Here is a 25,580-nt window from a genome sequence, read left to right on the forward strand (position 1 = left end):
ATGTTGAGATCGTCATTTTACTTTTTCAACATTTTCTTTAGCTCATAGAGGGTATTGAGTGCATCAATTGGGGAACAATCATCAGGATTGAATTTTTCTATAAATGTCCTGATCGGATCCTGCGGCGGAGCAAAAAGCTGAAGTTGATCTGGATGACTCTTATTCACCTGTCCACTGCCACCTTTTTTTGATCTGGTGGTTCCATCAAATTTACCCTGCTCAATATCTTTTAAAATCTCTTTAGCCCGAAGAACTACTTCTTCGGGAACTCCAGCTAGAGCTGCTACTTGAATACCATAGCTTCTGCTGGTTCCACCTTTAACGAGTTTATGGAGAAAAATGAAATTAGATTGCCATTCCCTTACACCAATCGAGTAGTTTCTGACCCGTTTGTTACTTTTAGCCAGATCGGTCAATTCGTGGTAATGGGTGGCAAAAAGAGTTTTCACCCCAATATTATTTTTATTCACCAGATTTTCAGCAACAGCCCAGGCGATGGAAAGGCCATCGTAGGTTGAGGTACCTCGACCAATCTCATCTAGGATCACAAGGCTTCGCTCAGTGGAGTTGTTGAGTATGTTGGCCGTTTCACTCATCTCGACCATAAATGTTGACTGGCCTTGTCTGAGATTATCCATGGCCCCAACCCGGGTGAAGATTCTGTCAACTATGCCTATACTTGCTTCTTGAGCGGGTACGTAACACCCCATTTGAGCCATAAGTACAATGAGTGCGGTCTGTCTGAGTATTGTAGATTTACCTGCCATATTGGGCCCGGTAATAATGAGCACCTCATCTCTTTTTTGATCAAGGTGGACATCATTTGGCACAAATTTTCCAGAAGGAAGCATCCGTTCAATGACAGGGTGTCGACCTTCTACGATGTGAATTGTGTCATCATCTGTAACCTCGGGGCGGAGGTAATTGAACTTATGTGCCATTTCTGCATTAGCCAGGAGGAAATCCAGTTGAGCGAGGGTATTGGCAGTTTTAAGGATGCGGCTGCTGGCATTGGCCAACTGCTGTCGCACATTACTAAAGAGCTGGTATTCAAGGTCGGTTTTTCTCTCTTCAGCTCCCAAAACCTTATTCTCAAATTCTTTGAGTTCAGGTGTTATAAATCGCTCAGCATTCACTAGAGTCTGTTTACGGATATAATGATCTGGAACCTTATCCGCCTGGAGCTTACTCACCTCGATAAAGTAACCAAAGACCCTATTAAACCCGACTTTAAGCTTTGCAATACCTGTCCTTTCCCTTTCCTGGTTCTCAAGGTTTAAGATCAGTTGTTTGCCATCACTGAGAATAGCGATAAGTTCATCAAGCTCTGCGTTGTAGCCTTGCTTTATCAGATTACCGTCACGAAGGGTAATTGGAGCTTCGTGATGGATTGCAGTGTCGAGCAGTTCGTACAGATCCTGTAGAGGATCAAGGGTGTCTCGCAGGGCAATAAGTTTTGTGGTGTTACATTGCTCAAGCGCCTCTAGTACTTTGGGGATGGTTCCAAGAGAACTCTTCATAGCAAGCATGTCCCTGCCGTTTCCAGAGCCCAAGGTCATGCGGCTGTTTAACCGTTCAAGGTCATATACTTCTTCGAGCCGAGCTCTGAGAGCTTTCCTGGGACTGCTCTCTTTATAAAAATAGGTAACAGCGTCAAGTCTGTTGTTTATCCGTTCTGTGTTTTGCAGTGGGAAAAGAAGATTATGCTTTAAGAGTCGTGCCCCCATAGGAGTGCAGGTATGGTCGATCACAGAAATAAGAGAACCTGATCTATTCCCCCCGGCTATCGTTTGGGTCAGTTCCAGGTTACGCCTGGACGATTCATCGATATGGAGGATATCTTCAGTTTCGATGGGGGTGAGGCTTTCGATATGGTCAATGGCTGTTTTCTGGGTCTCATGAATATAATCGAGTAGCACACCTGCCGCGGTAATACCGATGGAGTAACTTTTACAACCAAAACCATCCAGGCTCAGAATAGCAAAATGTTCAAGGAGTATCTCCCTGCTATTTTCCAGGTTGAAATTGGATTTATCCTTTTCCGTAATACAAATCCCGGGGATTAGACTCTCTATATCTTTGGTGAGTTCAAAAAGCCCTTCCCGGTAGTTATCAGGCAGCAACAATTCAGATGGTGTGAGTCTTGTGAGCTGATCAATGACCTTTTCCTCATTTGCTCCATTACCTTTGAATTCACCAACAAGGAATTCACCTGTGCTCACATCAAGAAAGCTCAAGCCATAGATACGCGTTGCGCCATTGTCTTTGTAACTAAGAGCCGCGATATAGTTGTTGTCTTTGTCATCAAGAAGATGATCATCGGTTACAACACCTGGAGAAACGATGCGTATAACTTCTCTTTTTACGATCCCTTTAGCCTGGGAAGGATCTTCGGTCTGCTCACAGATGGCGACCCTGCAGCCTGCTTTAATGAGTTTTGCAAGATATGTCTGGGCAGCATGATAGGGGATGCCGCACATGGGAACTTGAACGGCATCGCTCTTTTTGTTTCTTGAGGTGAGGGTTATTCCTAATATCTTTGATGCTTTTTCTGCATCGTCGAAGAACATCTCATAAAAATCACCCATTCGGTAAAAGAGTATGGCGTTTTCATGTTGCTCTTTTATCTCAAGATACTGCTGTAGCATTGGGGTGAGTTTAGCTATTTTGCTCATGGATTTTTTTGTCTATAAAGGGTAGTGAAATCTTCGAGTAGATTGTCAAATGTCGAGTCGATGTGTTCCGGGATGGTCCGAACCTCAGAGAGTACTGTTATAAAATTATGGTCTCCGTTCCATCTGGGGACTATATGAAAGTGCAGGTGATCAGCGATCCCGGCTCCTGCAATATCACCAAGATTACAGCCTACATTAAAGGCGTCAGGTTTAAGGTGCTTGCGTATAATTGTTGTTGATTCTTTCACCAGGGTCATTAAATCACCACATTCCCTGTCATCTAGATCAGTCAGACATCCAACGTGTCTCACTGGGGCTACGAGGAGATGACCATTTGCATAGGGAAACCTGTTGAGTAGAACCACACCTCTGCTGTCGCGATACAACAGGAGGTTTTGTTTATCAAAGGATGCTGTTCCTGGAGGCTCAAAGATACAAAACTGGGATGTAGTGGCCTTGCCTAGTACATGGTCAATGCGCCATGGAGTCCATAGTGTTTTCATCGCGGAGTGGGAAGGTTGTGGAGTTTGCCGTGTAGACCACTTTCATCAATGGTGAGTATGGCGTAGCTACCAGGGGCCCCATAGCGTCCTGTTGACTGAAAACTGCCGGGATTAATGAGAAGGGTGGAACCAAAATAGTGGCAGATCGGTATGTGGGTATGCCCATAGATGATACAATCAGCGCCCGGGAACATGTCGAAAACCCGTTCTTCAATATTGTGACGTGGTCCAGCCCCGTGGGAAATGCCTATGGTATGTCCAGCAAGACTAATTACTTTTCTTTCCGGCAACATTCTCTGGGTATCGAGGTTACACATGTTGCCACGAACAGCGTATATTTTTTTTTCACCAAAGACAGAGAGTATTGAATGATCGGTGAGATCACCAGCATGGACGATGCTGTCACACTCGGCAAAAGCTGCTGTGCAAAGCTGAAGAAAAGATTGGTCCGGCTGTGAGATGTGGGTGTCTGAGATAATACCGATGGTGTTCATAAGTTTGATCCGGAAATAATTAAAGCATCAATTCTGGTCGAAATTTTAGTGTCTTACTCCTGAAAGACTGTCATGACAACAGGTAGCGTAGACTCCAAGAAACTCAAGGATTGAATTTGAAATTGTACGTTTAGCCTTATCACCAAATAGTGAAAGTAGTGAGACCTTCGAGGCATTTATCCCGTTCATCGGGGTTAGATTACGATTACCTCATTAGCATTACCTATAGAGTGAAAAAAAGATTAAGTCCTGGTTGTATGTTGCCATGGGATAGTTTTTCACACCCTGTTATCACTATTAAGAGTTGCGCTATCAAATGAAAGATAGGTATACTATAATATTTCAGGTTAATACAAGAAACGTTTAATACCGCTTTTGAATAGTAATGTACCATCATAGTAGATGAAAGTAGCGGTATGACATTAATACAAAGCCGGTGAGCCGGTTTATACGAAAACGAACGGAGAAGTGGGATGCTTAGTGCCTCAGACTTACGTAAAGGTCTTAAAGTTCAAATTGATGGAAACCCTTATATTATAATAGACTTTCAATTTTCCAAGCCGGGCAAAGGGCAGGCTTTATATCGATGTAAAATGCGCAATATGATCTCCGGCAATCAGCTGGTGCAAACATATCGCTCAAACGATAAATTTGAGAAGCCGGACCTTGAAGAGAGAAAGATGCAATTTCTTTATAATCAGGGAGATGAGTTCCATTTTATGGACACCGAAAACTTCGAGCAGCTATTTCTTACAGCCGAGCAGTTAGGTGATAACAACAATTTCCTTATTGATAATATGGAAGTTGATATGTTGTTCTTTGAAGGTCAGGCCATTGACATTACCATGCCTATGTTTGTAAATTTAAATGTAACCCAGGCTGATCCATGGGCCAAAGGCGATACTTCAGGCAATGATACTAAGCCCGTGACTGTTGAAACCGGGTATGAACTCCAGGTACCGCCCTTTGTCGAGGAAGGGGATATAATTCAAATTGATACCCGGACAGGGGAATATGTTACTCGAGTAAAAGAATAGAGACTATGTTGCCTGTTGAGCGGTTGCGTGAGCGAGCAACCCTTATACGTAGTTTGCGGTCCTTTTTTACCGAACGGGGGTTTTTAGAAGTTGATACCCCCGTGCGGCAACCTGTGCTCATTCCAGAACGTTATATTGAACCGTTGTCTTCCGATGGTTTTTTTTTGCAGACCTCCCCCGAGATTTGTATGAAACGACTCTTGGCGCTGGGGTGTTTTAAGATCTTTCAAATCTGTCCCTGCTTTCGGAAAAATGAATTCGGTAGGCGTCATCTAGAAGAGTTTACCATGCTTGAGTGGTATCACTCTGGGCAGGACTATTTCACCCTTATGGATGATTGTGAGGAGCTGTTTCGCTTTATTGCAAGAGAGGGGCTTGCTGAAAAAGAAAGGGCGAGTCAGGAAAAATATTTTTCTGGCTTTGAATTAGAGCTGCCCTGGGATAGACTTACTGTGGAAGATGCCTTTGAACAGTTTGCTCCCTGTGATGCTGCCAGTGCAATGAGAGATAATCGGTTTGATGAGATTTTAGTTGAATATGTTGAACCGCAACTGGGCCTGGTCCGTCCTACTTTTTTAATAGATTACCCAATAGAGCTGGGTTCTCTTGCAAAGCGCAGTAAGGATAACCCTGATATTGTCGAGCGATTTGAACTATATCTAGGTGGTGTGGAACTGGCTAATGGTTTTACTGAACTTACAGATGAGGACGAGCAAAGGCTCAGGTTTTCAGAAGAAATTCAGGCGATTAGGGGGCTCTGGAATAAAGATACAGAAATGCCAGATCGATTTCTAAAGGATCTGCAGCAGCTTCAATCTGCTGCGGGAATAGCACTTGGCGTGGATCGGCTTTTTATGTTGGCCTTAGGTCTTGAAGATATTAGGGAAGCGGTGAGTTTTTGTCCCGAAGACTTTCAGTAAAAAACCACTGGGATGTTGTGTAAATAAGGGTTATACCGGATAACTATAGAGATAGTGGTATTACCTTTCTGGTTCCATGGACATATTGTTATCTTATCTCGGCAACTAAAAAACGCCGCGATAAGTGTTTTAAGGGTTACTTTGCATGTACTATTTGCCGGTTAGTTTACGTTACTCATTTTATACGAATACCAGATACCAGATCATTTTTTTATGAAAGGCTTTTGGGGATAAGGTTCTACGTTTATAATTTAATTATGTATACATCTCATTTTGGTCTTAAAAGAAAACCGTTTGAACTCACTCCCGACACAAAGTTTCTTTTTTTGGGTGAAACCCATAAGGAGGCTCTTGGGGTTTTAAAACATGGAGTGGTTTCAGATAAAGGTTTTCTTCTTTTTACAGGAGGTGTTGGTACTGGAAAGACAACTCTTATTAATGTTTTGTCCAAGACTCTGGAAAACCCGGGTTATCTCTGTGTGATATCTAATCCTACACTTGAAATAGATGATTTCTTTTACTATTTTGCAGCGCAACTTGGTTTGCTTTTTGATGGAAATAAAGCAAAATTTCTCTTCTTATTTTCTAAACTTTTAGAAGAGTGTAAAAAGACCAACCGCAAGGTTTTACTCATAATTGATGAGGCCCACGCCCTGCCAACTGATTTACTAGAGGAATTGAGACTTCTGGTGAATATGGCAGCAGAAATCAAGGGTGTTCTGAGTGTTTTTCTTGTCGGTCAGCCAGAGCTTCTTGAGAGGTTAACTGAAGAGCAATTATCGCCACTTGCCCAGCGTATTGCAGTGCGTTATCACCTCTCCAGTCTTTCCAAGCAGGATGCTATCAAGTATGTGCTTTATAGGGTCAAGAAGGCTGGAGGCAGTAGTGCGATCTTTACCGAAAAAGCCCTCGAGTTAGTCTGCACTGCAACTTACGGTAATCCTCGTCAGATCAATTTGATATGTGATAATGCCCTGCTTGCAGCGTACTCAAGGGAGCTCTCTACGGTAGATGATAAAATCATTCGTAAATGTGTAGAGCAATTAGCTATTCCAGGAGACGATTTATACCATCTGCCACCAACCACAAAGATTTGGCACCGCTGGTGGTTCTGGGTAATTTTAGGGCTTATTGCAGCGGAGGTTGTAGCTGGTGTGTATGCCTGGCAGCAGGGATGGCTGCAATCACTACAGGACTATGTTGTCAATCTGCTTAATTAGGTTGGTTTCTGCATGGGAAAATTAACCCGAGTATTGGAGAAATCCGGTTATGAGGTGAAGCTTAAGCCCCTGAAAAAACCGGAACAAGAGACTGAGGTTGAGTTTTGTCTTGGTGAGGAAGAAGAGTCTGGTACAGGCAACAATCAAAGAGAAAAAGTAGAGAGAGTATCTCAAGATCGTGAAAGGGATCCTATTATCAGTGAAGAGTGGGATGATCTATTACGAAAGATTGTACATAAGTACCGCAGGTCAACTGCGTCCCTTCGCCTGCTACGGTCAAAAATTTTTTCCCACAACAAATAGTGGTTCATCTAAGAAACTGTCTTGTTTCAAATATCCTGTTAGAATGACCTGAATCAAGTTTCTCTTTTTTAGGGTATGTGCCTTAGAAATATAAGATATACGTTCTAACTTATATATCATTTCTTCTTCTTTTTAGCAGGTCTGTAATTGATCTTGAATCCTGTCTCTATGACTTTTCGAGCCTTCTGTCTCTCGGCCTGACCCTTTAGCACTATAATTGGTTTTCCTGTTTCTGCGTCCCGTTCTGCAACATACATTGCCGTTGAAATTGAGCCCGGGGTTGGGGTGAAGTCCTGAAACTTACGTATAGTAAGGTTGAGCTTTTTCATATCCTGGACGAGTTGTTTATTGCTGTTAGGGCATGATCCAGGGTGCGCAGAGATGATATACGGGGTAAGTTCCACCGATTTTTTCTTATGTTTTTTACTAATGTCGCGACATTTTTTGACGAATTCCTGCAGAAGTGAGTGTGGCTCCTTATGCATTAGTCGAAGAACCTCTTTGTCACTGTGTTCAGGTGCGATTTTAATTGAGCCGGGGGTGTGGCGGCTCATTATACGTTCCATCAGTTTAGGGGTGCTGAGAAGGAGTTCCATTCTAAGACCCGATGAGATGAAGAGATGTTTCACTTGTTCTATGTTCACCACATCTTCAAGCAGTTTAAGAAATAGTTCCTCATCAACTTTCAGATGAGCACAGGTCTTGGGATAGAGACAATCCCGTTTTTTACAGCCTCCAATTTCACATGCCGTCCCATAAAGATTTGCCGTAGGCCCGCCAAGATCACTTATGGTTCCGGAAAATTTAGGACTCGCAGCAATTGTACTGCATTCTTCAACAATGGAAGTGTGGCTGCGAGAAACGATGGCAGGCCCCTGGTGCCGAGTGATACTGCAAAAGGAGCAATTTCCTGAACAGCCTCGTACGATGGTCACCGAATCTTTGATCATCTGGTGAGCTGGAATCTGCTGGTTTTCCGGATGGGGTTTTCTGGTGTAGGGAAGAGCGTAGAGTGAATCCAGTTCATGCTGCTGCAGTGGGTTATTGGGAGGATATTGTATAACCCAATGGCTTTGCTGCCGTTGGAGTACGGTCCTTGGTGAATAAGCTCGCAGATGTTTGTCTACCTCGATCTCAGCTTTTAAAAAGAGGCTTGCGTCTTTAATAATCTTTTCATGGGAGGGAAGATGTAAGAAATAGCGCGGTTGCTTGAGTTCATGTTCTTCGAACAGTTCATGCAGTTCCTTGTCCGTTGCCCGGATACAGGTGCCGGAAATGCCGGTGAGGGGCTTGCCTGCTTTGCATCTGCTGGCTATTTCAATCACAGCCTTTTCCCCCATCCCATAGACGAGAAGATCGGCCTTGGCATCAGTTAAAAATGAAGCGCGAAGTTTATTCTGTTTATAGTCAAAGTGGACAAAGCGTCTCAGGGACCCCTCAATTCCACCAAGAATAATGGGCACTTTTCCGTAGGCCGATCTGGCAAGAGAGGTGTAGATAAGACTTGCCCGGTCAGGCCTTCTTCTCTCTTTTTTATCCTTGCTGCCTCCCCGCCATGGGTTGCCGTCAGGGGAATATGAGTCACTGTTTCTGACCTTACCGTTACCCGTATAATTGGCAACTATGGAATCGAGATTGCCCCCTGTAATTCCGCAAAAAAGTTTTGGAGCAGGGTAGGTTGTGAAGTCTTTGTTATCGTCAAATCTTGGTTGTGAAAGGATGGCAACCTTGTAACCGTGACTTTCAAGGAGTCGACCTATAAGGGCGATACCAAAGGAGGGATGGTCTATATAAGCGTCGCCGGTCACAAGTAATACATCAATATGTGACCAGCCGCGAGCTTTACACTCCTCCCAGCTTATAGGCAAGGGAGGAGTGGAGGCGGTGTGTGTGTGCATCAATAGCGAGAAAACATCACATTACATGATATCAGCATTAATAATAAGGTGGGTGATAATGGACGCGGCATAACCAAGAGCGATGATAGGTGTCCATTTAAGGTGAGCGTTAAAGGTGTAAACACCTCGTGCTGATCCCATGAGAGCAACGCCTGCAGCGGACCCAATGGAAAGTAGACTACCACCTACTCCTGCGGTAAGGGTTACGAGTAACCACTGGCCGTGGGACATATCCGGAAGCATGGTAAGAACGGCAAACATTACAGGGATATTATCAACAATAGCAGAAAGAACACCTACGATAACGTTGGCGGTTGTGGGGCCAAGGTCGAGATAGAGGAACTTTGAAACAGTCGCGAGATAGCCAAACTGGGACAAGCCACCAACACAGAGAATAACACCATAGAAGAAAAGCAGGGTGTCCCATTCTGCCCGGGCTACCTTTCTGAAAAGATCAAAAGGATCTGGCTTTGAATGATAGGTCTGGTGCGCCAGTGGATTATCGTCGATATCATAGTTTCTGTGCTCTTTTTTCTTCAGGTAGTAAGAGAAGAAACCAAGGTAACCGAGACCAAGCATCATGCCGGTTGCAGGTGGAAGATGGAGGAAGTTATGAAAAGAAACGGCAGTGGTAATGGTACAGAGGAAAAGAACAATTATACGTTTTGCACCCATTTTCATGACATACTGGTCTTTACTGGGCTGCGGTGTCGCCTTACTGATGGCAAAGTTCATAAATACTGCGGGGACCAGCCAGTTAACAAGGGATGGGAAAAAGATATGAAAGAATTCGGAAAACTGAACGATACCCTTCTGCCACACCATAAGTGTTGTGATATCACCAAAAGGAGAGAACGCCCCTCCTGCATTTGCAGCGATGACAATATTGATGCAGGCAATTGAAACAAATTTCTTATCAGTTCCACCCACAGCCATGGCAACAGCACCCATAAGAAGTGCGGTGGTGAGATTATCAGCAACAGGTGAAATGACAAAAGAGAGAGTACCGGTAACCCAGAAAACCGTTCTTAGAGAGAAGCCCCGTGTCACCAGCCAGGAACGAAGAGCCTGGAATACGTTTCGTTCATCCATGGCGTTAATGTATGTCATGGCAACGAGGAGAAAGAGAAACAGTTCGGCATACTCAAGAAGATTGTGGCGAATAGCAACTTCTGCAGAGTGGGTATCACCCATTTGCGAAAAGGTGATGGCAACGAGTACCCAGATGACACCTGCAGCCAGTAGTACTGGTTTTGATTTTCTAAGGTGGAGTTGTTCTTCAAAAATTACAAGTGAATATGCCGCAACAAATAGTAATACAGCGAGTATTCCGAAAAATGAGCCAGTGAGGTCTTGAATCTCATGGCCGCCTGAACCTCCACTTGCAATGGCAAAGGAGACCGGTGCCAGAGCAACACAAAGAGCAAAAAATAATTTTTTCATTATTCGATTTTCCTGGGTAAAGTTTGCTAAAAGAAGGGACAAAACTTCGGCAATTATACCAGCAGTACCCAGTCAAGGCAAGAGATGTCCTGTGGTACTGCGAAATACCAAGGAGAGGTGAGGAGCGCTCCCTCAGAAATGAGGGAGCGCTGGAGAAAAGAATTACGCTGCTTTAGGGATATACTTAGTGAGAGGACAGTTGTCACAACCAGCCTTGGGCAGGTCGGTTCCGTTGTGGATCCTGTCAATAAGAGCTGCAACGGCGGTTTTACTATCAGGGAACATGTGTTGTTTCCCTACTTCGTCATAGAGGCCGGTTCTTTCCATTACGTTGAGAACCTGCATCTTGACTCCGCACATGGCAAAACCAATTTCGGCACTTCGTATTCGTTTACAGAGCATCTCTAGTGCCTCTTCTCCTGATGCATCCATATCATTGATACCTCTGGCATCAAGTAAGATATATCTGAGGTCGGGCTGCTCATTTCTAAACTTCAGCACCTGCTCATCGAGGTAACTGGCGTTGGCGAAAAAGAGTGCACCGTCAAAGCGTACGACTGAGATATGTCTGCAACCCTGGAGGCGATAATCCTCTGCACTTTTAAGTACATTGTCTTCACTAAGAGAAAGCGTAGCTACAACTGGTCGCATCGACTTGTAAAGGAAAACGAACATGGATAGAGCAACACCAACCATGATACCTTTGTCAAGGTGTGGTGCAAAATACAAGGTGACAAGAAAGCTTAAGACAGAGATAGCACCATCGTACCACTGCGCTTTCCAGGAGTGTACAAACCCTTTAACGTTAACAAGGCCGATTACAGCCATCATGATAACAGCGGCAAGAACAGCCTGTGGTAGATGATAGAGCAGCGGGGTGAAAAACAGTAAGGTGATAACCACCATGACTGAGGTCACAACTGAGGAAATGCCTGATATTGCACCAGCCTGGAGATTAACAGCGGATCTGGAAAAGGAACCTGAAACGGCATAACTGGAGCCGATGGACCCGATCATGTTAGCAAGACCCTGGCCAATGAGCTCCTGATTTGGGTCGAGCTTCTGGCCGGTTTTGGCAGCCATGGCTTTTGCAATAGCAATGGCTTCCATGAAACCAAGTAAAGAAATGATAATTGCTGTTGGAAGTAGTTTGAGAAATGACTTCAAGGTTAAATCAGGCATGGCGAAAGTTGGAAGACCTTCAGGGATTTTCCCTACAACTGCGCCACCTCCCATCATGAGCAGATTGCTCGAGTCAAGTTGACTGTTCCCAACTTTGATTCGCCAGGTTTTTGCATCAGTTTCTATCCCTGTTGGGATAGAAGTTTTATTGTAAAAGGTGATGTTGTCGTTATCTCTTACAGCCTCAAACTTTAAGCCGCGAAGTTCACTGCGAATTAAGTGACTTTCGTGCTTAATTTCACCGATCTCGAGGGTAAGGGTAGAAACTTGACTCTGCAGGTCGATGAGTCTTGCTGTCTGTTCGTGATTATTTTTTATCTCGTCGTCAACCTCAAGACCAATTGCAGCTCTTTTGTTACCAAGAGTTTCGATATCTGTGACAGTCTTGTTGAACGCTGCAATTTTCTCAGAAATTCCTGGTTGCTGGATCGCTGAAATATCAACCTTTTCATCATTGTTGAAATGGGTGAAGTAGGAAATGATGGTGGTAATAGCAACAGCGACAAGAACGTTTGGTATTCTAGGGTTAATTTTTTTCAGAACAACCATTATCGTAACTGCGGCCACGCCATAAAGAAGGGTAGGCAGGTGGGTGTAATCAATGGCTGCCTGTGCAACACGAATCATAGTTTCATAGTGATGCTCTGCCTTGTCGACGTAGACACCAAAAAATTTTGAGAACTGTGAAGATGCAATGATAATGGCAGCAGCATTAGTAAAGCCGTTTACAACAGGGTGGGAGAGAAAATTAACCACTAGACCGAGTCTCAGGACACCGAGGGAAAACTGAAAAATTCCAACGGTGAGCGCCAGGACTATAGAGTAGGCAATAAATTCAGATGACCCCGCAGTAGCAAGCGGCTCAAGAGATGCCGCCGACATGAGTGAAACGACGGCCACCGGACCAGTTGCAAGCTGCCTACTGGAGCCAAAGAGGGCTGCCACCATTGGAGGCAAAAATGCAGCGTATAAGCCGTAGTACGCCGGGAGGCCAGCAAGCTGAGCATAGGCCATGGATTGAGGGATAAGAACAAGAGCTACAGTGAGGCCTGCAAGGAAATCGATTTTGAACTTTCCGGCATCGTATCCTTTGAACCAGTCGAGAAAGGGGAAAACTTTGAGAATCATTAGGTCTCCTTTGATATATCCACACGAGACAGAGTGTGCGGATGAGTCATTCTATGTTTTTTTTATAGTATCTGTAATATGCACATGTGAATGATTGCGGGTTCTCTGTTGGTCTGGTTGGTGTAGTTTGCTCCGGGCCAGTTGAAAAAAAACGTTCATTGTAAATCTCCTGAAATCTAAGGTTATAATATACGCAAAAGGGGCTGTTGACCCTTTTGTTTATTTCAATAATCATATGCTGATAAAAAATGAATCAACATTCATTAATGGTGCAATTAATGAAAGCGTCTTTTGTGATAATGTCAAGAAAAATTGGTCTTTCAACAGTCGTATGTGGTCACTAAATTGCTTTTTAGCTGAAAATATGGTTATCAAATGAGTTGGTGCGAAACTGGACTAAAAGATAATAATTCCTGGTTTTCTTATTGACATAGTTTGGAGGGAGATGTGCATGTTGGCTGAAGATAAGACGTTTAAGGTGCTGTTGGCTGATGATCATGTGTTAATACGGCACGGGATTAAAAATATAATTAAAAAAAATGTCCAGTTTCAGGTTGTGGGTGAGGTGAGCAGTGGAAAACAGCTGATGAGTTTTCTAGAAGAATCTGAAACTGATCTCATCATCCTTGACATATCTATGCCTGATATTGGAGGTATGGAGGCCATTGGCCTTGTGAAGGGTAAGTATCCCTGGATTAAAATTCTCATGCTCACCATGCATAAGAATAAACAGTATTTTTATAATGCCATGGGGGCAGGGGCTGATGGCTATCTCATGAAAGATGACTCCGATGAGGAGTTGCTCGTGGCCATAACAAAAGTTCTTTCTGGAAAAAGCTATATTTCTCCCTATATGACAGATGATTTTGCAGATGACGTCATTAACATGTATCGCAATGAGAAGCGGACGCCTTTTCAGGAACTGACAAAACGTGAGAAGGAGATTCTCCAGCTTGTAGTGCAGGGGCTCACCAGTAAGCAAATGGCAGGGCAACTCAATCTAAGCCAGCGCACCATAGATCACCACCGATCGAACCTGTTGAGGAAGTTTAACCGAAAAAATAGCGTTGATCTTGTCAACTATGCTGTACGTAATGGCTTTGTTACGACGGATTAGGTAAGTTTTCAGGAAGTTTTTTCATTTGAGATACACGTTAAATTACATCGTAATTTGACTGGTAGTGTGGTGTAAGTCTCTCATTTTACTAAATTGTAGCAGTTGCGTAAATGCAACTAGGTAGAAATACCTATAGTATTTTGAGTATCTCCACCGATTGTGATTTTTGTCAGAGCGGATAGTAATAGGTCAGAATATTTTTTTAACCCTATTATTAGCTCTGTACAGAGAGGCGCAATTGTAATGAATAAAAGTGAACTCGTAGCGACAATAGCAGAATCCGGAGGCGTGACTAAGGTTCTTGCAGCCCAGGCGCTTGACAAGGTTTTGGCAAATATGGCAACAGCGATGGAGAAGGGAGAGCGGGTTACCCTGTCCGGATTTGGTTCGTTTAAGGTGGTGGAAAGAGCTGCCCAAAAAGGACGTAATCCCCAGACAGGTCAGGCGATTACCATCCCTGCCCATAATGTTGTTAAGTTTAAACCTGGTAAGAATCTCTGTGAACGAGTAAAGCACTAAGCCTTACCCCTTGTGGCTTTTTCCGTAGCGAAGAAGCCACATGATAGTTCCTGCGGCGATCATTGCACCACTTAACAACTGGCCCATGGTCAGAGAACTATAGATAAAACCCATCTGCAGATCCGGTTGCCTGAAGTTTTCCACTATTATCCGAAATATCCCGTAACAGATTAAAAACAGAGCACAGATGGATCCATGGGGCCACAATGCCTGCCCTTTCCATGGTCGTTTTCTCAGGGTCCAGAGAATGGTAAATAGCACTATTCCCTCAAGAAAAGCCTCATAGAGTTGGGACGGGTGGCGTGGCAAAGGACCTCCGCCTGGGAAGACCATGCCTAAAGGAGAATCGGTGACACGACCGTAGAGTTCTCCGTTTATGAAATTCCCAATTCTGCCAAGACCAAGGCCAATAGGGATAGTTGCAACATAGATGTCAGCTGACTTCCAAAAATTAATGTTCTGTTTTTTGCAGAAAATCCACCCTCCAATTAACAGGGCGATACACGCCCCGTGAAATGACATTCCACCATTCCATGTGGCGGCAATTTCAAGTGGATGTTGTATGTAATAGGAAAAGTTGTAAAAAAGTACATAACCTAATCGGCCACCTATAATAACTGCGAGAATGAGAACCATATTGAGATTCTCAAAGTGGGCCTCCAGAGGTTTATAGGGCAAATCCTTAATCTGTTTGCGGACAAGTGTATAGCTTGCAATAAAACCTATCACGTACATGAGCCCGTACCAGCGGACATGCAGGGGGCCGAGGCTTACGATTATTGGATCAATTTCTGGAAAGGTGAGCATTGAATTAGCCTTGATCCTGTCTGGACTTTTGGAGTTTTCGCATATGAACCTGCAAAACTGATACGGCTGCAGGAGTTACGCCGGAAATCCTTGATGCCTGGCCAAGGGATACGGGCATGATTTTTGATAATTTTTCTACAACTTCATTGGAGAGGCCAGAAAGGCTGCTGTAGTCAATGTCCTTTGGTAATAGAACTGACTCCATCTTTTTAAACCTGGCCACCTGTTCGTATTGTCTGTCGATGTAACCCTTAAATTTCACCTGAAGTTCGATCTCTGCTTGAACAACACTGCTGCTGAGTTCTTCAACCAGTTCAATTTCATTCTGTGTGAGGGGGAGTTTCGCAAAAGCTGTGAGGTGTAATTCGGGTCGTCGCAACATATCTGCAAGACTTGATTTTTGTTTGAGGTCGGTGGATCCAAGGGCTGCAAGGGCCGCATTGACCTCTTTTGTCGGTTTTATCCAGATGTTCTCGAGCTGTGTGATACCCTTTTCTACCGCTATCTGCTTTTGCACAAAGGAGTCATTTCTTTCTTTACTGACAAGTCCAATTTTATGGCCGATATCCGCAAGTCTGGCATCCGCATTGTCTTCTCGCAGTAGCAGGCGATATTCGGCACGGGAGGTAAAAAGACGATAGGGCTCAAGTGTCCCACAGGTGACAAGGTCATCAATAAGAACACCAATGTATGCCTGGGACCGGTCAAGGATGAGCGGAGGAGTGTTTTTAATATAATGACAAGCGTTGATACTTGCCATAAGTCCCTGGGCGGCAGCCTCCTCGTATCCGGAGGTTCCATTGATTTGGCCGGCAAGAAACAGACCCTTAATCTTTTTAGTCTCAAGGGATGGCTTTAGGCCAAGTGGATCTATATAGTCGTATTCGATGGCGTATCCAGGACGAATGATCTTTGCATTCTCAAGCCCCTTAATGGAGTTGACCATTTTCTGTTGGGTGGCAAGGGGCAAACTCGTGGGAATACCGTTTGGATATACCTCTACAGTATCCAGCCCTTCAGGTTCGATAAAAATCTGGTGTCTGTCCTTTTCTGGAAATCGCATAACCTTATCTTCAATGGATGGACAGTACCGTGCCCCTACTCCTTGAATGATACCTGCATAGAGGGGAGATCCACCGATATCTTCTCTAATGATATCATGGGTCTTTTCGTTGGTGTAGGTTATGTAACATGGAAGCTGGGGAAGGGTGTAGGCACCTTTAGATGCAAACGAAAAGTGTGCAGGAGGATTGTCACTATGCTGGGCTTCAAGCTCGCTGTAATCGATGGTGTTGGCATCAAGCCTTGGGACTGTGCCGGTTTTCATACGACCCACTTCAAAACCGTTTTCCCTAAACCAGCGCGAAAGGCCTTTAGATGCGGCACAGCCAAGTCGGCCTGCGGAAAAATTCTTGAGACCAATGTGTACAAGGCCATCAAGAAAGGTACCTGTACAGACAACCACAGCCTTGGTGGCAATCTCTTCGTCTATCGAGGTCGTAAGACCTGTTATTGTGTCGTTTTCAACGGTAAACCCTGTTACAACCGTCTGTTTAACGGTGAGATTTTCCTGGTTTTCAATAACTGACTTCATGCGAAGCCGGTAGAGGAGTCTGTCCGCTTGGGCCCTGGACGATCTAACTGCAGGACCTTTACTTGTGTTGAGCTTACGGAACTGGATGGAGGTGGCGTCTATGTTCTTTGCCATTTCACCGCCAAGGGCATCGATTTCGCGAACGAGGTGTCCCTTGGCAAGTCCACCAATAGCGGGGTTACATGACATAGCCCCAATGGTGTCTGCATTGATAACCGTAAGAAGTGTTTTAAAACCGAGTCGTGCACTGGCAAGAGCTGCTTCGCATCCTGCGTGGCCTGCACCGATTATGGTGACGTCGTATTGTTCTGATATCATCTGAAGTTTTTTTTAATGTTAAATTTACTGGTAGCAGTATTTCTTTATTGGATGAGAGGTTACTGTTTCTGCCACCAGATGAGTGCCCACTGTACAGGACTGTTGCGTTTAACCGAGATGGTACCATCAGGGCTGGTTTGTATAATATTTTGTTGTATGTAATCGCGTAATTTAGTCTCTTCCCTAGTACTTAACTCCTGAAACATCCAGCAATATGACTCAAATGCTTTGTTCACAGAGGAATAGTGGGAGACTGGGTCAGGTCGTAGAACAGTCACATTAGGGTAGATACCCATAGTGTAGAGCAGGTTGAGAGTGTATATGTAATCCGGTCCTGACTCAAAAGGCCTTCCTATGGCGTGGAAGGCATCAGCTTCAAAAGGTGTGGCACCTATACGATCACTGATAAACACAAATTTTGTGGCTATGTTATTTATTTTTGTAAGAGCAGCTTGAAGTTCCTCTACGCCAACGGATCTGGATGCTATGGCAATGTCATGGGGGGGAATTCCTTTTTCCTGCCAGTCATCCTCCCAGGAGCACTCTACAGTATTGATGTTTGTAAGCCCTTCAGCAGCGGCATGCTGATCAAGTATTTCAAGCATGCCTTCTGAAAAATCAAGCGCTGTGACACTTTTAACAAGTTTGGCAATGGGTAAAGAGAGCGTTCCCGGCCCCGATCCTATGTCAATGACTGTAAGTGATGGAGCAAGCGGGAGTTCACTGATAAAGAGATCAACATAATCGTTATGCTTGGTTCGTCCGGAAAAGGATTTTGCTTTTTGGTCCCACTCTTTAGGGCCTTTTCGCTTCCATCCTTTTTGGGCCATGGCGTTTCGCCTGAGGGTTGCCCAGTCTATGTCTTTATATGTTTTAATAGGGGAATTGGTCATGGGGGAAGACTCTTGTCTGCAATATATCGCTATTCTCAACAAAATTAATTTAATTGAGAATAGCACAGCCCATGGGCTTCTGCAATATTCCATGAACGAGATATTGCAAAAATGTTTGACACAATAGGGTGGATATGGTTAATATTCTTCTTTTGCAATTTGTAAATTCGCAAATAATCGAGTTGTGTTTGCGGATGAAGTTGACTTTTGGATAGCTAATAAAACATTGAAAAGAACAATTCAAAAGTTTCTACAGTATTAAAAACAGTCCATGTCATTTCATGGGTTCCACAGATGAGGATGTAAATAATGAGTTTAACTTTCAAACCAAGCAGAATCAAACGCGCACGTAAGCATGGCTTTAGAGAAAGAATGAGTACCCGTGCAGGACGCGCTATCATTCGTGCCCGCAGAGCAAAAGGTCGCAAGAGACTTTCAGCGTAACTTGACCGATCAACGGCTTTTGAAAACTTCTTTGCTCCGAAAGGGCTGGGAGTTTGATAAAGTTTACAGCAGGGGAAAACGTTTACATGGTAACGGTTATACCTTGATTTGTATGGATAATGGCTCCGCCATTAACAGATTAGGTATAAGTGTTCATCGGAAAATCCGTGGTGCCGCGAAGAGAAATCGCATTAAACGGATTATCAGAGAATCGTTTAGGCTTCAGCGAGAACAGTATCCAGCTGGTGCTGATATTGTTTTCGCAGTGCGTAAAGATTTTGCATGTAAACATCCCGATGATATCTGCAAAGCTGTAGAAGAAGTTACAGCAAGATTTACTCGTGGTCAGAGCAGATGAAATGAAGATAAGTAGATTGCCTGAAAGAGCATTTATCGGATGTGTAAAAGGGTATAAATATCTAATCTCGCCTCTTTTACCACCTTCTTGTCGTTTTACTCCCACCTGTTCTACATACACAATTCAAGCAGTTGAAAAATACGGGGTGCTTCGCGGTGCCTTCAAAGGCGTGTGGCGCTTGTTGCGCTGCCACCCATTTTCCCGAGGCGGTTATGATCCGTTACGTTAACAGATCATCCGCAATTATTTATTAACTGACAACCTCCCTCATTCGTCATTTATAAACGGACAGTTCATGGACACCTATAGAGCCTTTTTGGCAATAATTATCTCTTTTGTAATTCTCGTTGGCTATCAATATTTCTTTGTAGGTTTTGATCAGCCTGTAGCTGTGGAAGAGCAGACAGAACAAAGCACACCACAACAGACAGCTCAGCCTGGTGCTGCCGTAACGAACACTGCTCAAGTGACAGTTGCACCGCAGGTAGTCGCACCTGCTCCTGCAGTTGCCTATGATCGAGCACCTAAAGAAATTGTTGTTGAGACTGATCTTTATACCGCAACGTTGTCTGAAGATGGTGGTGTGGTTACCAGCTTTGTCTTGAAAAACCATAAAGAAACTCATGATGCTGACTCACCCGGTATGCAGTTGGTTAAGACCGACGCCAGTCAGGGATTCCCTTTACAGTTTTCCTGGGGAAGCGCAGTTCCAAACAGAATTTTGTATGATAGCGAAGTTGATTCTGTTGTACTAACCCAGGCTCAGGATGAAGGGCAGCTTGTACTCACGGCTGATGCTGGAAATGGTTTGTCTGTTGTCCGTACCTATACATTTAATAATGACACATACCTTATTGATCTGAGTGTGAAGGTTTTAAATGGCTCTGGTTCAATCCTCCAGGGAACTCCTCAGTTAAGTCAGATTAATACTAGATTTGAAACAAGTATCAGTCCTGCTAAACGGTTTTTGTTTGCTGGTCCCGGGTCTTATATTAATGGGGAACTGAGTGAGACGAGTGCTGGTGATTTTGAGGAAGGTCCGCTCACCTTTCAAGGTGCAATTGATTGGGCCGGCTATGAGAGCAACTACTTTATCTGCGCGCTGATTCCAACAGTGGATAATGGAAAATCTTTCACCATGCAGGGAACTGAAGATCTCGTTACAACGCATCTTGCTGGCAGTATGGATACCCTGGAAGCAGGAGCTGAGAAAGAATATGCGTACCAGATTTTCTATGGTCCTAAAAAGCTGAAGATGCTGAAAGCAGTAGGTTCTAATCTGGAGCGTTCTATTAATTTTGGCTGGTTTGATGTGATCGCTAAACCCGCCTTGTGGCTCCTTAATACCCTTAACGGTGTGTTTCATAACTACGGAATTGCCATTATTCTTGTAACTGTTCTTTTTAAAGCAGCGTTCTGGCCGATTTCCCAAAAGGGTATGAAGTCGATGAAGAACATGCAGAAGCTTCAGCCTAAAATGGCAAAGCTTAAGGAGAAATATAAAGACGATCCCACCAAGATGAATCAGGAGGTTATGAGTCTTTATAAAACCTATAAGGTGAATCCCCTTGGTGGTTGTTTACCGATGGTGCTGCAGATTCCTGTGTTTTTTGCACTCTATAAGGTGTTGTTACTCTCAATCGAGTTGCGCCATGCACCTTTCATGCTCTGGATTACTGATCTCTCAGCACCAGATAGACTTTACCTTGGTTTTGATCTGCCGTATTTAGGTGGTCTGCCTGTGCTTACACTGCTTATGGGTGCATCGATGTTTTTACAGCAGAAAATGACACCTACCACTGCTGATCCTACCCAGGCAAAAATTATGATGTTTCTGCCAGTGGTATTCACGTTCATGTTTCTTAATTTCGCTTCAGGTCTTGTTCTCTACTGGTTTATCAACAATCTACTTTCTATTCTCCAGCAGGTTCTCATTAATAGAGACAAAAAGAAACCGGCGACTGCATGAGAGTAGCTTTTTAGGGTGCTGAGAAGTTAAGATAGAGTGAGATGTGAGAATCAATTGAAGAAGGTAATGTAATGTCTTTAGCGAAAAAAGATTTCTACGGAAAAGAAGTTACCGATGCCATCAAAAAGGCATGTGAAAGTTTTGAGGTCGCACAGGAAAAGCTGGAAATAGAGGTCGTTGAGACTGGATCCACCGGAATCTTTGGTCTAATACGTAAAAAAGCACATATCCGAGCTGGTGTACGACCTGAGGTCGAAGAGGATAACGCGGACTATTCCATGGATTCTCTTCTTGAACCTAAGAAGAAACCAGGACGACCAAAAAAGAAGGCTACTCCTAAGGTAGAGGTTGAGGCAAAAATACAACCGGATGTTGAGAAAAAAAATCCTGTAGTTGAAAAAGTCGATATTCCCGAGGCTCCAGTCGAGGTTGAGGTCGAGGTTGAGGTTGTAGAAGAAGAGATAGCAAGTCCTGAGAGTGTCGAAATTGTAAAAGCTGAGCTTCTGCAGATTGTCGAGTTAATGGGCTTTCCTTCTACCCTTGAAGTTGAAACTGAAGGCTTGTCTGTTTCGTGTACTCTGCGTGGAGACTTTGAAGAAGATCTGACCGGCGTTGATGGTAAGGTATTGGATAGTCTGCAGTATATCTTGCGAAAGGTTGTTACCAGAAAGGTACCTGAGAGACTGCGAATTTCCATTAATGTTGGAGATTTTAGAGAAAAACGTCTTGAGAATCTGAAGGTTAAGGCAGTTGAACTGGCAGCGCTTGTTAAAGAAGAAGGGAAAACTCAGGTATTGCCTGCCCTTAACCCTTCTGAACGACGTGCAATCCATATGATCCTTCAAGAAGACAAAGAGATTCGTAGTCGTTCCGTCGGGGACGGACTTTTTAAGAAAATACTCATCTACAAGCCCGGTAAAGGCAATAGAGGCGGTAAGAAACGACCTCAATCCAAGGGGAGAAATAAAGGCTCCCAGGTTGCCAAGATCGATAAAGATGCCTGATACTCTTTCGTTGTACCGTTTCATCGACTGAAAGAGTTCATGAAACCCTCATTTTTGAGTTAGAATGAATCTTTCAAATACCGAACAGACAATAGCCGCAATATCCACTCCCCCCGGAGCCGGGGGGATTGGTATCATCCGCATGAGTGGCCCCCATGCACTTGAAATCCTGCAACTCCTCTTCACACCTAAAGACCCTCAGTGTACCTATCGCAGTCACCAATTGTACTATGGGCACATATATCATCCGGAAGACAAAAGGATTCTTGATGAGGTAATGGCTGTGATAATGAAGGGCCCCCACTCCTATACACGAGAAGATGTGGTGGAGATCCACTGCCATGGCAGTTTTCTTATCCTGCAGAATATTTTGGAAATAATTGTGACCAGTGGCGCAGTGCTGGCAGCACCAGGTGAGTTTACTAAACGTGCCTTTTTAAATGGCCGTATCGATCTTACCAGAGCCGAAGCAGTCATTGATATTCTCTCAGCCAAAACCAGAAAGGGCGTTGACCTTGCTCAAGAGCAACTATCTGGTCAACTATACCGCGCTATCGAGCCCATCCAGAAGAGTCTTGTCTCAATGAGGGCTGTGGTTGAGGTTGCAATAGATTTTCCGGATGAAGATATTGACATTGTTGATACCAGTAAAATGGTTTCTCAACTTGAAAGTGAGGTGATCGCACCTCTTGCAAGACTTCTTGGCAATGTGTCCCAGGGACGGTTGTATAGGGAAGGTATTTCTCTTGTTATCGCGGGGCGACCTAATGTTGGAAAATCAAGTCTCTTAAACACCATGCTTCAAGAAGAAAGGGCCCTTGTAACTGCAATTCCAGGAACCACCAGGGACTCAATTGAAGAAGTTATTGATATTAAGGGAGTTCCAGTACGCATTATAGACACTGCTGGTATTCGAAGCGGTGCTGGGGAAGTTGAGGAATTGGGTATAAGCCGGGCTAAGGATCTCATCAATACAGCAGATCTTGTGCTTTTTCTCCTCGACGGTTCTGTTCGAGTAACTGAAGAAGATAGGTTGCTCTATAAAGATGTTTCCCATAAGCCGGTGCTTACAGTTGTAAATAAGCTCGATCTGTGTGAGCTCGGGAAATCCAATGTCACATCTCTTGGTAATGATGGGGAAATTGTAGAAATATCGGCGAAGCAACAACTGGGTATTGATTCTCTTAAAGATGCAATCTTTTCTAAAATAACCACAGACTCAGAGCAGTGGGAAGAAGATGCCTGTTCCCCAAATCTTCGTCACCAGGTAGCTCTCAAACAGGCAAAATCTGCCGCTGAACGGATTCTGTCAACGTTGCAGACCGGGCTCACCAATGATCTTATCGCCGTTGATTTACAGGACTGTTTAGAGTTTTTAGGTGAAATTGTTGGCGAGACTACAACCGATGATGTTCTCGATGTGGTGTTTGAACAATTTTGTCTTGGTAAGTAGCTTGTTTGGATAAAGGATATAATGAAATATGTGAGGGAGCTTCTACACTGTTTGATTAGATTTCAATAAGACCATGTCAGAAATGAAAAAAGGGAACTAATTGCTTCAGCGATTGTTTCCCTTTTTTTGTTTGCCAGTAAAACAGTGAAGAGTAATTTCAAGCAGGTAAAGGATTTTGTTTTTTTTAATAAATGGTTGAACTATCGTCGTTAATATAATTGTTGTAATTTTTACGGGCAATTGGTATCAGCAGTAGCCAAATTGTATTTTGGTGTATGAGTAATTATATAACCCCGATGAACGGGGTAAGTGCCTCGAAGGTCTCACTAGGTTCACTATCTGGTGGTAAGACTAAACTTACGATTTCAAATTCAATTCCTGAGTTTCTCGAAGTCTACGCTATCTGTTTTTTGTGACAGGCTTTCAGGAGTAAGGCACTAAAAAGCGATGAGGGATGTAAATGGTCTTTCATAACAATAGTATCTAAACTGGAGTAAAATTATGACTCAATTAAATAATGGAGATAAGGTCTCCGTTCACTATATCGGCAAGCTCAATGATGGAACAGTCTTTGACTCAACAGAAGGGGAAGAGCCATTTGTTTTCACCCTTGGAGAAGATGATCTGATCGATGGTTTTGTAAGCGCAATCAAATCTATGACAGTTGGCGAAAAGAAGACAGTCACTATCGGTGTTGAAGATGCTTACGGACTATGGCATGAAGATATGGTTATAGAGGTTCCTCGTTCAGAGATGCCAGCAGATTTAGAGCTCGCTGTAGGTGATGAGCTTGAGGTAACTGATGAGGAAGAGGAGCCAATGCTCGTTATGATCAGTGAGATGACAGATGAAACTGTTACCCTTGATGGAAACCCGCCTCTTGCAGGGCAGGATCTGATATTTGACCTTGAGTTGGTTGCTATTAATTAATTTTTTAGATCTCAATAGAAGTGCTCAGGGCGTTGACCATCAGTGGTTCAACGCCTTTTCTTTTTTGATATCATGAAAAAACATATAAACATAACTACCCGACGGGTCTAATGTTACTTACATTGTCTGAAACGAAATTTATACTACTGGGATATTAAAAATCATATAACTACAGAGGATAGGTAATGGCAGATAACAGAGTTGTTAATAGTCGTATAGTACTTGCTTCACGTCCTAAAGGTGCTCCTCAGGATGACAATTTCAGGCTAGAAGAAGAGGCAGTACCTTCTTTACAGGCAGGAGAAATCCTGCTCCGTACTATTTATCTATCCCTTGATCCTTACATGCGTGGCCGTATGAGTGATGCTCCATCATACGCCCCACCAGTAGAAATAGGTCAGCCGATGGTGGGCGCCACTGTATGTCAGGTGCAGGAGAGTCGGAATGAATCCTATGACGTCGGAGAGTGGGTCCTTGCATATAGTGGGTGGCAAAGCCATGTTGTGTCCGATGGAAGCGAGCTTACAAAGCTCGGTAAGGAGCCTGAAAACCCCTCATATGCCCTTGGGATTCTTGGTATGCCTGGATTTACAGCATACATGGGCTTACTTGATATCGGACAACCCAAACCGGGTGATACCCTCGTAGTGGCAGCAGCAACCGGGCCAGTTGGAGCAACGGTTGGCCAACTCGGGAAAATTTATGGATGCAAGGTGGTGGGCGTCGCAGGGGGGGGTGAAAAATGTCAGTATGCAAAGGAGAAGCTTGGGTTTGATGAATGTCTTGACCACAAGGCGGAAGATTTTGCGGAGCAGCTAAAGCTGGTCTGTGTAGATGGTATTGATGTCTACTTTGAGAATGTTGGCGGAAAGGTTTTTGATGCAGTGTTACCTCTCTTAAATGTTGGCGCCCGAATCCCTGTTTGCGGAATGGTCTCAAAATATAATTCCACTAAACTTCCAGATGGACCTGATCGTCTTTCAGTCCTGGTTGGAACAATTCTGGTTAAGCGAATTAAAATGCAGGGTTTTATCATCTTTGATGATTATGGCCATAGATATGGCGAGTTTGCAGAAAAAATGATGACTCTTTTGCAAGAAGGTAAAATTCATTATAAAGAACAGATCGTTGATGGTCTTGAAAATGCGCCCCAGGCATTTATGGGTTTGTTAGAAGGGAAAAATTTTGGCAAGTTAGTGATAAAAGTTAATAGTTAGCTGGGTGAGCCATTGTAAAAGTGACTTCTTGGGGCCAGTGTTTACCTGACTCAATATCTTCATATAGGTGGATTCAAATATTTCAAATGTTACAGGTTTTCTAAAGAGTAATGAATCGTAGTATGTGACCCTGTGTTTGGTCTGTTAATAGATC

23 protein-coding genes are annotated in these 25,580 nt (G+C 43.8%); 14 read left to right on the forward strand and 9 right to left on the reverse strand.

All coding sequences use genetic code 11. The annotated features are described in order from the left end of the window. Positions 1 to 17 precede the first annotated feature (17 nt). Genes mutS through ACX6CI_RS00400 form a run of 3 tightly spaced genes read right to left on the reverse strand, consistent with a single transcriptional unit; the run spans position 18 to position 3,672 of the window. A complete protein-coding gene (mutS, locus tag ACX6CI_RS00390) occupies positions 18 to 2,666 on the reverse strand; it encodes a DNA mismatch repair protein MutS (RefSeq protein ID WP_458778512.1) in 2,649 nt (882 codons plus the stop codon). A gap of 5 nt (positions 2,667 to 2,671) precedes the next feature. Next, on the reverse strand, positions 2,672 to 3,178 hold the full coding sequence (locus ACX6CI_RS00395; RefSeq protein ID WP_458776198.1) for an HIT family protein: 507 nt from the start codon (positions 3,176 to 3,178) through the stop codon (positions 2,672 to 2,674). Continuing rightward, the gene (locus ACX6CI_RS00400) at positions 3,175 to 3,672 is read right to left on the reverse strand and encodes a metallophosphoesterase family protein (RefSeq protein WP_458776199.1); all 498 of its coding nucleotides are present in this window, start codon (positions 3,670 to 3,672) and stop codon (positions 3,175 to 3,177) included. Before ACX6CI_RS00400 ends, ACX6CI_RS00395 begins: the two co-directional genes overlap by 4 nt. A 473-nt stretch (positions 3,673 to 4,145) precedes the next feature. On the opposite strand from ACX6CI_RS00400, the gene efp reads away from it, so the two are divergent. The 4 genes from efp (at position 4,146) to ACX6CI_RS00420 (ending at position 7,152) form a co-directional block, all read left to right on the forward strand. After that, complete coding sequence (efp, locus tag ACX6CI_RS00405; protein WP_458776200.1) at positions 4,146 to 4,709, forward strand: elongation factor P; 564 nt, start codon at positions 4,146 to 4,148, stop codon at positions 4,707 to 4,709. Between the two features lie 5 nt (positions 4,710 to 4,714). Next, entirely contained in the window at positions 4,715 to 5,629 is a 915-nt protein-coding gene (epmA, locus tag ACX6CI_RS00410) for an EF-P lysine aminoacylase EpmA (RefSeq protein WP_458776201.1), read from the forward strand. Positions 5,630 to 5,886: 257 nt separating this feature from the next. Then, entirely contained in the window at positions 5,887 to 6,849 is a 963-nt protein-coding gene (locus ACX6CI_RS00415) for an ExeA family protein (protein WP_458776202.1), read from the forward strand. A gap of 12 nt (positions 6,850 to 6,861) precedes the next feature. Further along, positions 6,862 to 7,152 carry a hypothetical protein gene (locus ACX6CI_RS00420; protein ID WP_458776203.1) on the forward strand — a complete coding sequence of 97 codons (291 nt, stop codon included), beginning with the start codon at positions 6,862 to 6,864 and terminating at the stop codon, positions 7,150 to 7,152. Positions 7,153 to 7,268: 116 nt separating this feature from the next. Here the strand turns inward: ACX6CI_RS00420 and ACX6CI_RS00425 are convergent, their stop codons facing one another. From ACX6CI_RS00425 to ACX6CI_RS00435, 3 genes are all read right to left on the reverse strand, one after another. Beyond that, positions 7,269 to 9,050 (reverse strand): YgiQ family radical SAM protein, encoded by a 1,782-nt coding sequence (locus tag ACX6CI_RS00425; protein ID WP_458776204.1) that lies wholly within the window; start codon positions 9,048 to 9,050, stop codon positions 7,269 to 7,271. Between the two features lie 21 nt (positions 9,051 to 9,071). Beyond that, positions 9,072 to 10,493: a sodium:proton antiporter NhaD gene (gene nhaD, locus ACX6CI_RS00430; protein WP_458776205.1), complete on the reverse strand. Its 1,422-nt coding sequence runs from the start codon at positions 10,491 to 10,493 to the stop codon at positions 9,072 to 9,074. A gap of 162 nt (positions 10,494 to 10,655) precedes the next feature. Then, positions 10,656 to 12,803 (reverse strand): SulP family inorganic anion transporter, encoded by a 2,148-nt coding sequence (locus ACX6CI_RS00435; protein ID WP_458776206.1) that lies wholly within the window; start codon positions 12,801 to 12,803, stop codon positions 10,656 to 10,658. Between the two features lie 451 nt (positions 12,804 to 13,254). Here ACX6CI_RS00435 and ACX6CI_RS00440 point away from each other — a divergent pair, with 451 nt between their 5' ends. Both ACX6CI_RS00440 and ACX6CI_RS00445 read left to right on the forward strand, forming a co-directional pair. After that, positions 13,255 to 13,920 carry a response regulator gene (locus ACX6CI_RS00440; protein WP_458776207.1) on the forward strand — a complete coding sequence of 222 codons (666 nt, stop codon included), beginning with the start codon at positions 13,255 to 13,257 and terminating at the stop codon, positions 13,918 to 13,920. Between the two features lie 243 nt (positions 13,921 to 14,163). Next, positions 14,164 to 14,439 carry an HU family DNA-binding protein gene (locus ACX6CI_RS00445; protein ID WP_458776208.1) on the forward strand — a complete coding sequence of 92 codons (276 nt, stop codon included), beginning with the start codon at positions 14,164 to 14,166 and terminating at the stop codon, positions 14,437 to 14,439. A 3-nt stretch (positions 14,440 to 14,442) separates the two neighbouring features. Here ACX6CI_RS00445 and lgt read toward each other — a convergent pair whose 3' ends face one another. The 3 genes from lgt to ACX6CI_RS00460 are packed head-to-tail and all read right to left on the reverse strand — an operon-like array spanning position 14,443 to position 18,051. Continuing rightward, a complete protein-coding gene (gene lgt / locus ACX6CI_RS00450) occupies positions 14,443 to 15,246 on the reverse strand; it encodes a prolipoprotein diacylglyceryl transferase (RefSeq protein WP_458776209.1) in 804 nt (267 codons plus the stop codon). A gap of 4 nt (positions 15,247 to 15,250) precedes the next feature. Further along, positions 15,251 to 17,158, reverse strand: coding sequence for a tRNA uridine-5-carboxymethylaminomethyl(34) synthesis enzyme MnmG (gene mnmG, locus ACX6CI_RS00455; RefSeq protein ID WP_458776210.1), 1,908 nt, complete (start codon positions 17,156 to 17,158; stop codon positions 15,251 to 15,253). Between the two features lie 59 nt (positions 17,159 to 17,217). Then, a complete protein-coding gene (locus ACX6CI_RS00460; RefSeq protein WP_458776211.1) occupies positions 17,218 to 18,051 on the reverse strand; it encodes a class I SAM-dependent methyltransferase in 834 nt (277 codons plus the stop codon). Positions 18,052 to 18,360: 309 nt separating this feature from the next. On the opposite strand from ACX6CI_RS00460, the gene rpmH reads away from it, so the two are divergent. From rpmH to ACX6CI_RS00500, 8 genes are all read left to right on the forward strand, one after another. Further along, entirely contained in the window at positions 18,361 to 18,495 is a 135-nt protein-coding gene (gene rpmH / locus ACX6CI_RS00465) for a 50S ribosomal protein L34 (protein ID WP_458776212.1), read from the forward strand. Then, positions 18,434 to 18,853, forward strand: a complete 420-nt coding sequence (rnpA, locus tag ACX6CI_RS00470) for a ribonuclease P protein component (protein WP_458776213.1) — start codon at positions 18,434 to 18,436, stop codon at positions 18,851 to 18,853. Before rpmH ends, rnpA begins: the two co-directional genes overlap by 62 nt. A 1-nt stretch (position 18,854) precedes the next feature. Further along, a complete protein-coding gene (yidD, locus tag ACX6CI_RS00475) occupies positions 18,855 to 19,082 on the forward strand; it encodes a membrane protein insertion efficiency factor YidD (RefSeq protein ID WP_458776214.1) in 228 nt (75 codons plus the stop codon). Between the two features lie 66 nt (positions 19,083 to 19,148). Continuing rightward, entirely contained in the window at positions 19,149 to 20,822 is a 1,674-nt protein-coding gene (gene yidC, locus ACX6CI_RS00480) for a membrane protein insertase YidC (RefSeq protein ID WP_458776215.1), read from the forward strand. 71 nt (positions 20,823 to 20,893) lie between these two features. Beyond that, entirely contained in the window at positions 20,894 to 21,826 is a 933-nt protein-coding gene (locus ACX6CI_RS00485) for a Jag family protein (RefSeq protein WP_458776216.1), read from the forward strand. A 64-nt stretch (positions 21,827 to 21,890) separates the two neighbouring features. Further along, positions 21,891 to 23,279: a tRNA uridine-5-carboxymethylaminomethyl(34) synthesis GTPase MnmE gene (gene mnmE / locus ACX6CI_RS00490; RefSeq protein WP_458776217.1), complete on the forward strand. Its 1,389-nt coding sequence runs from the start codon at positions 21,891 to 21,893 to the stop codon at positions 23,277 to 23,279. 501 nt (positions 23,280 to 23,780) lie between these two features. Next, positions 23,781 to 24,209: an FKBP-type peptidyl-prolyl cis-trans isomerase gene (locus tag ACX6CI_RS00495; protein WP_458776218.1), complete on the forward strand. Its 429-nt coding sequence runs from the start codon at positions 23,781 to 23,783 to the stop codon at positions 24,207 to 24,209. A 185-nt stretch (positions 24,210 to 24,394) separates the two neighbouring features. Continuing rightward, on the forward strand, positions 24,395 to 25,426 hold the full coding sequence (locus ACX6CI_RS00500) for an NADP-dependent oxidoreductase (RefSeq protein WP_458776219.1): 1,032 nt from the start codon (positions 24,395 to 24,397) through the stop codon (positions 25,424 to 25,426). Positions 25,427 to 25,580: the final 154 nt, after the last annotated feature.

The sequence above is a fragment of the Desulforhopalus glucosivorans genome (assembly GCF_054397165.1).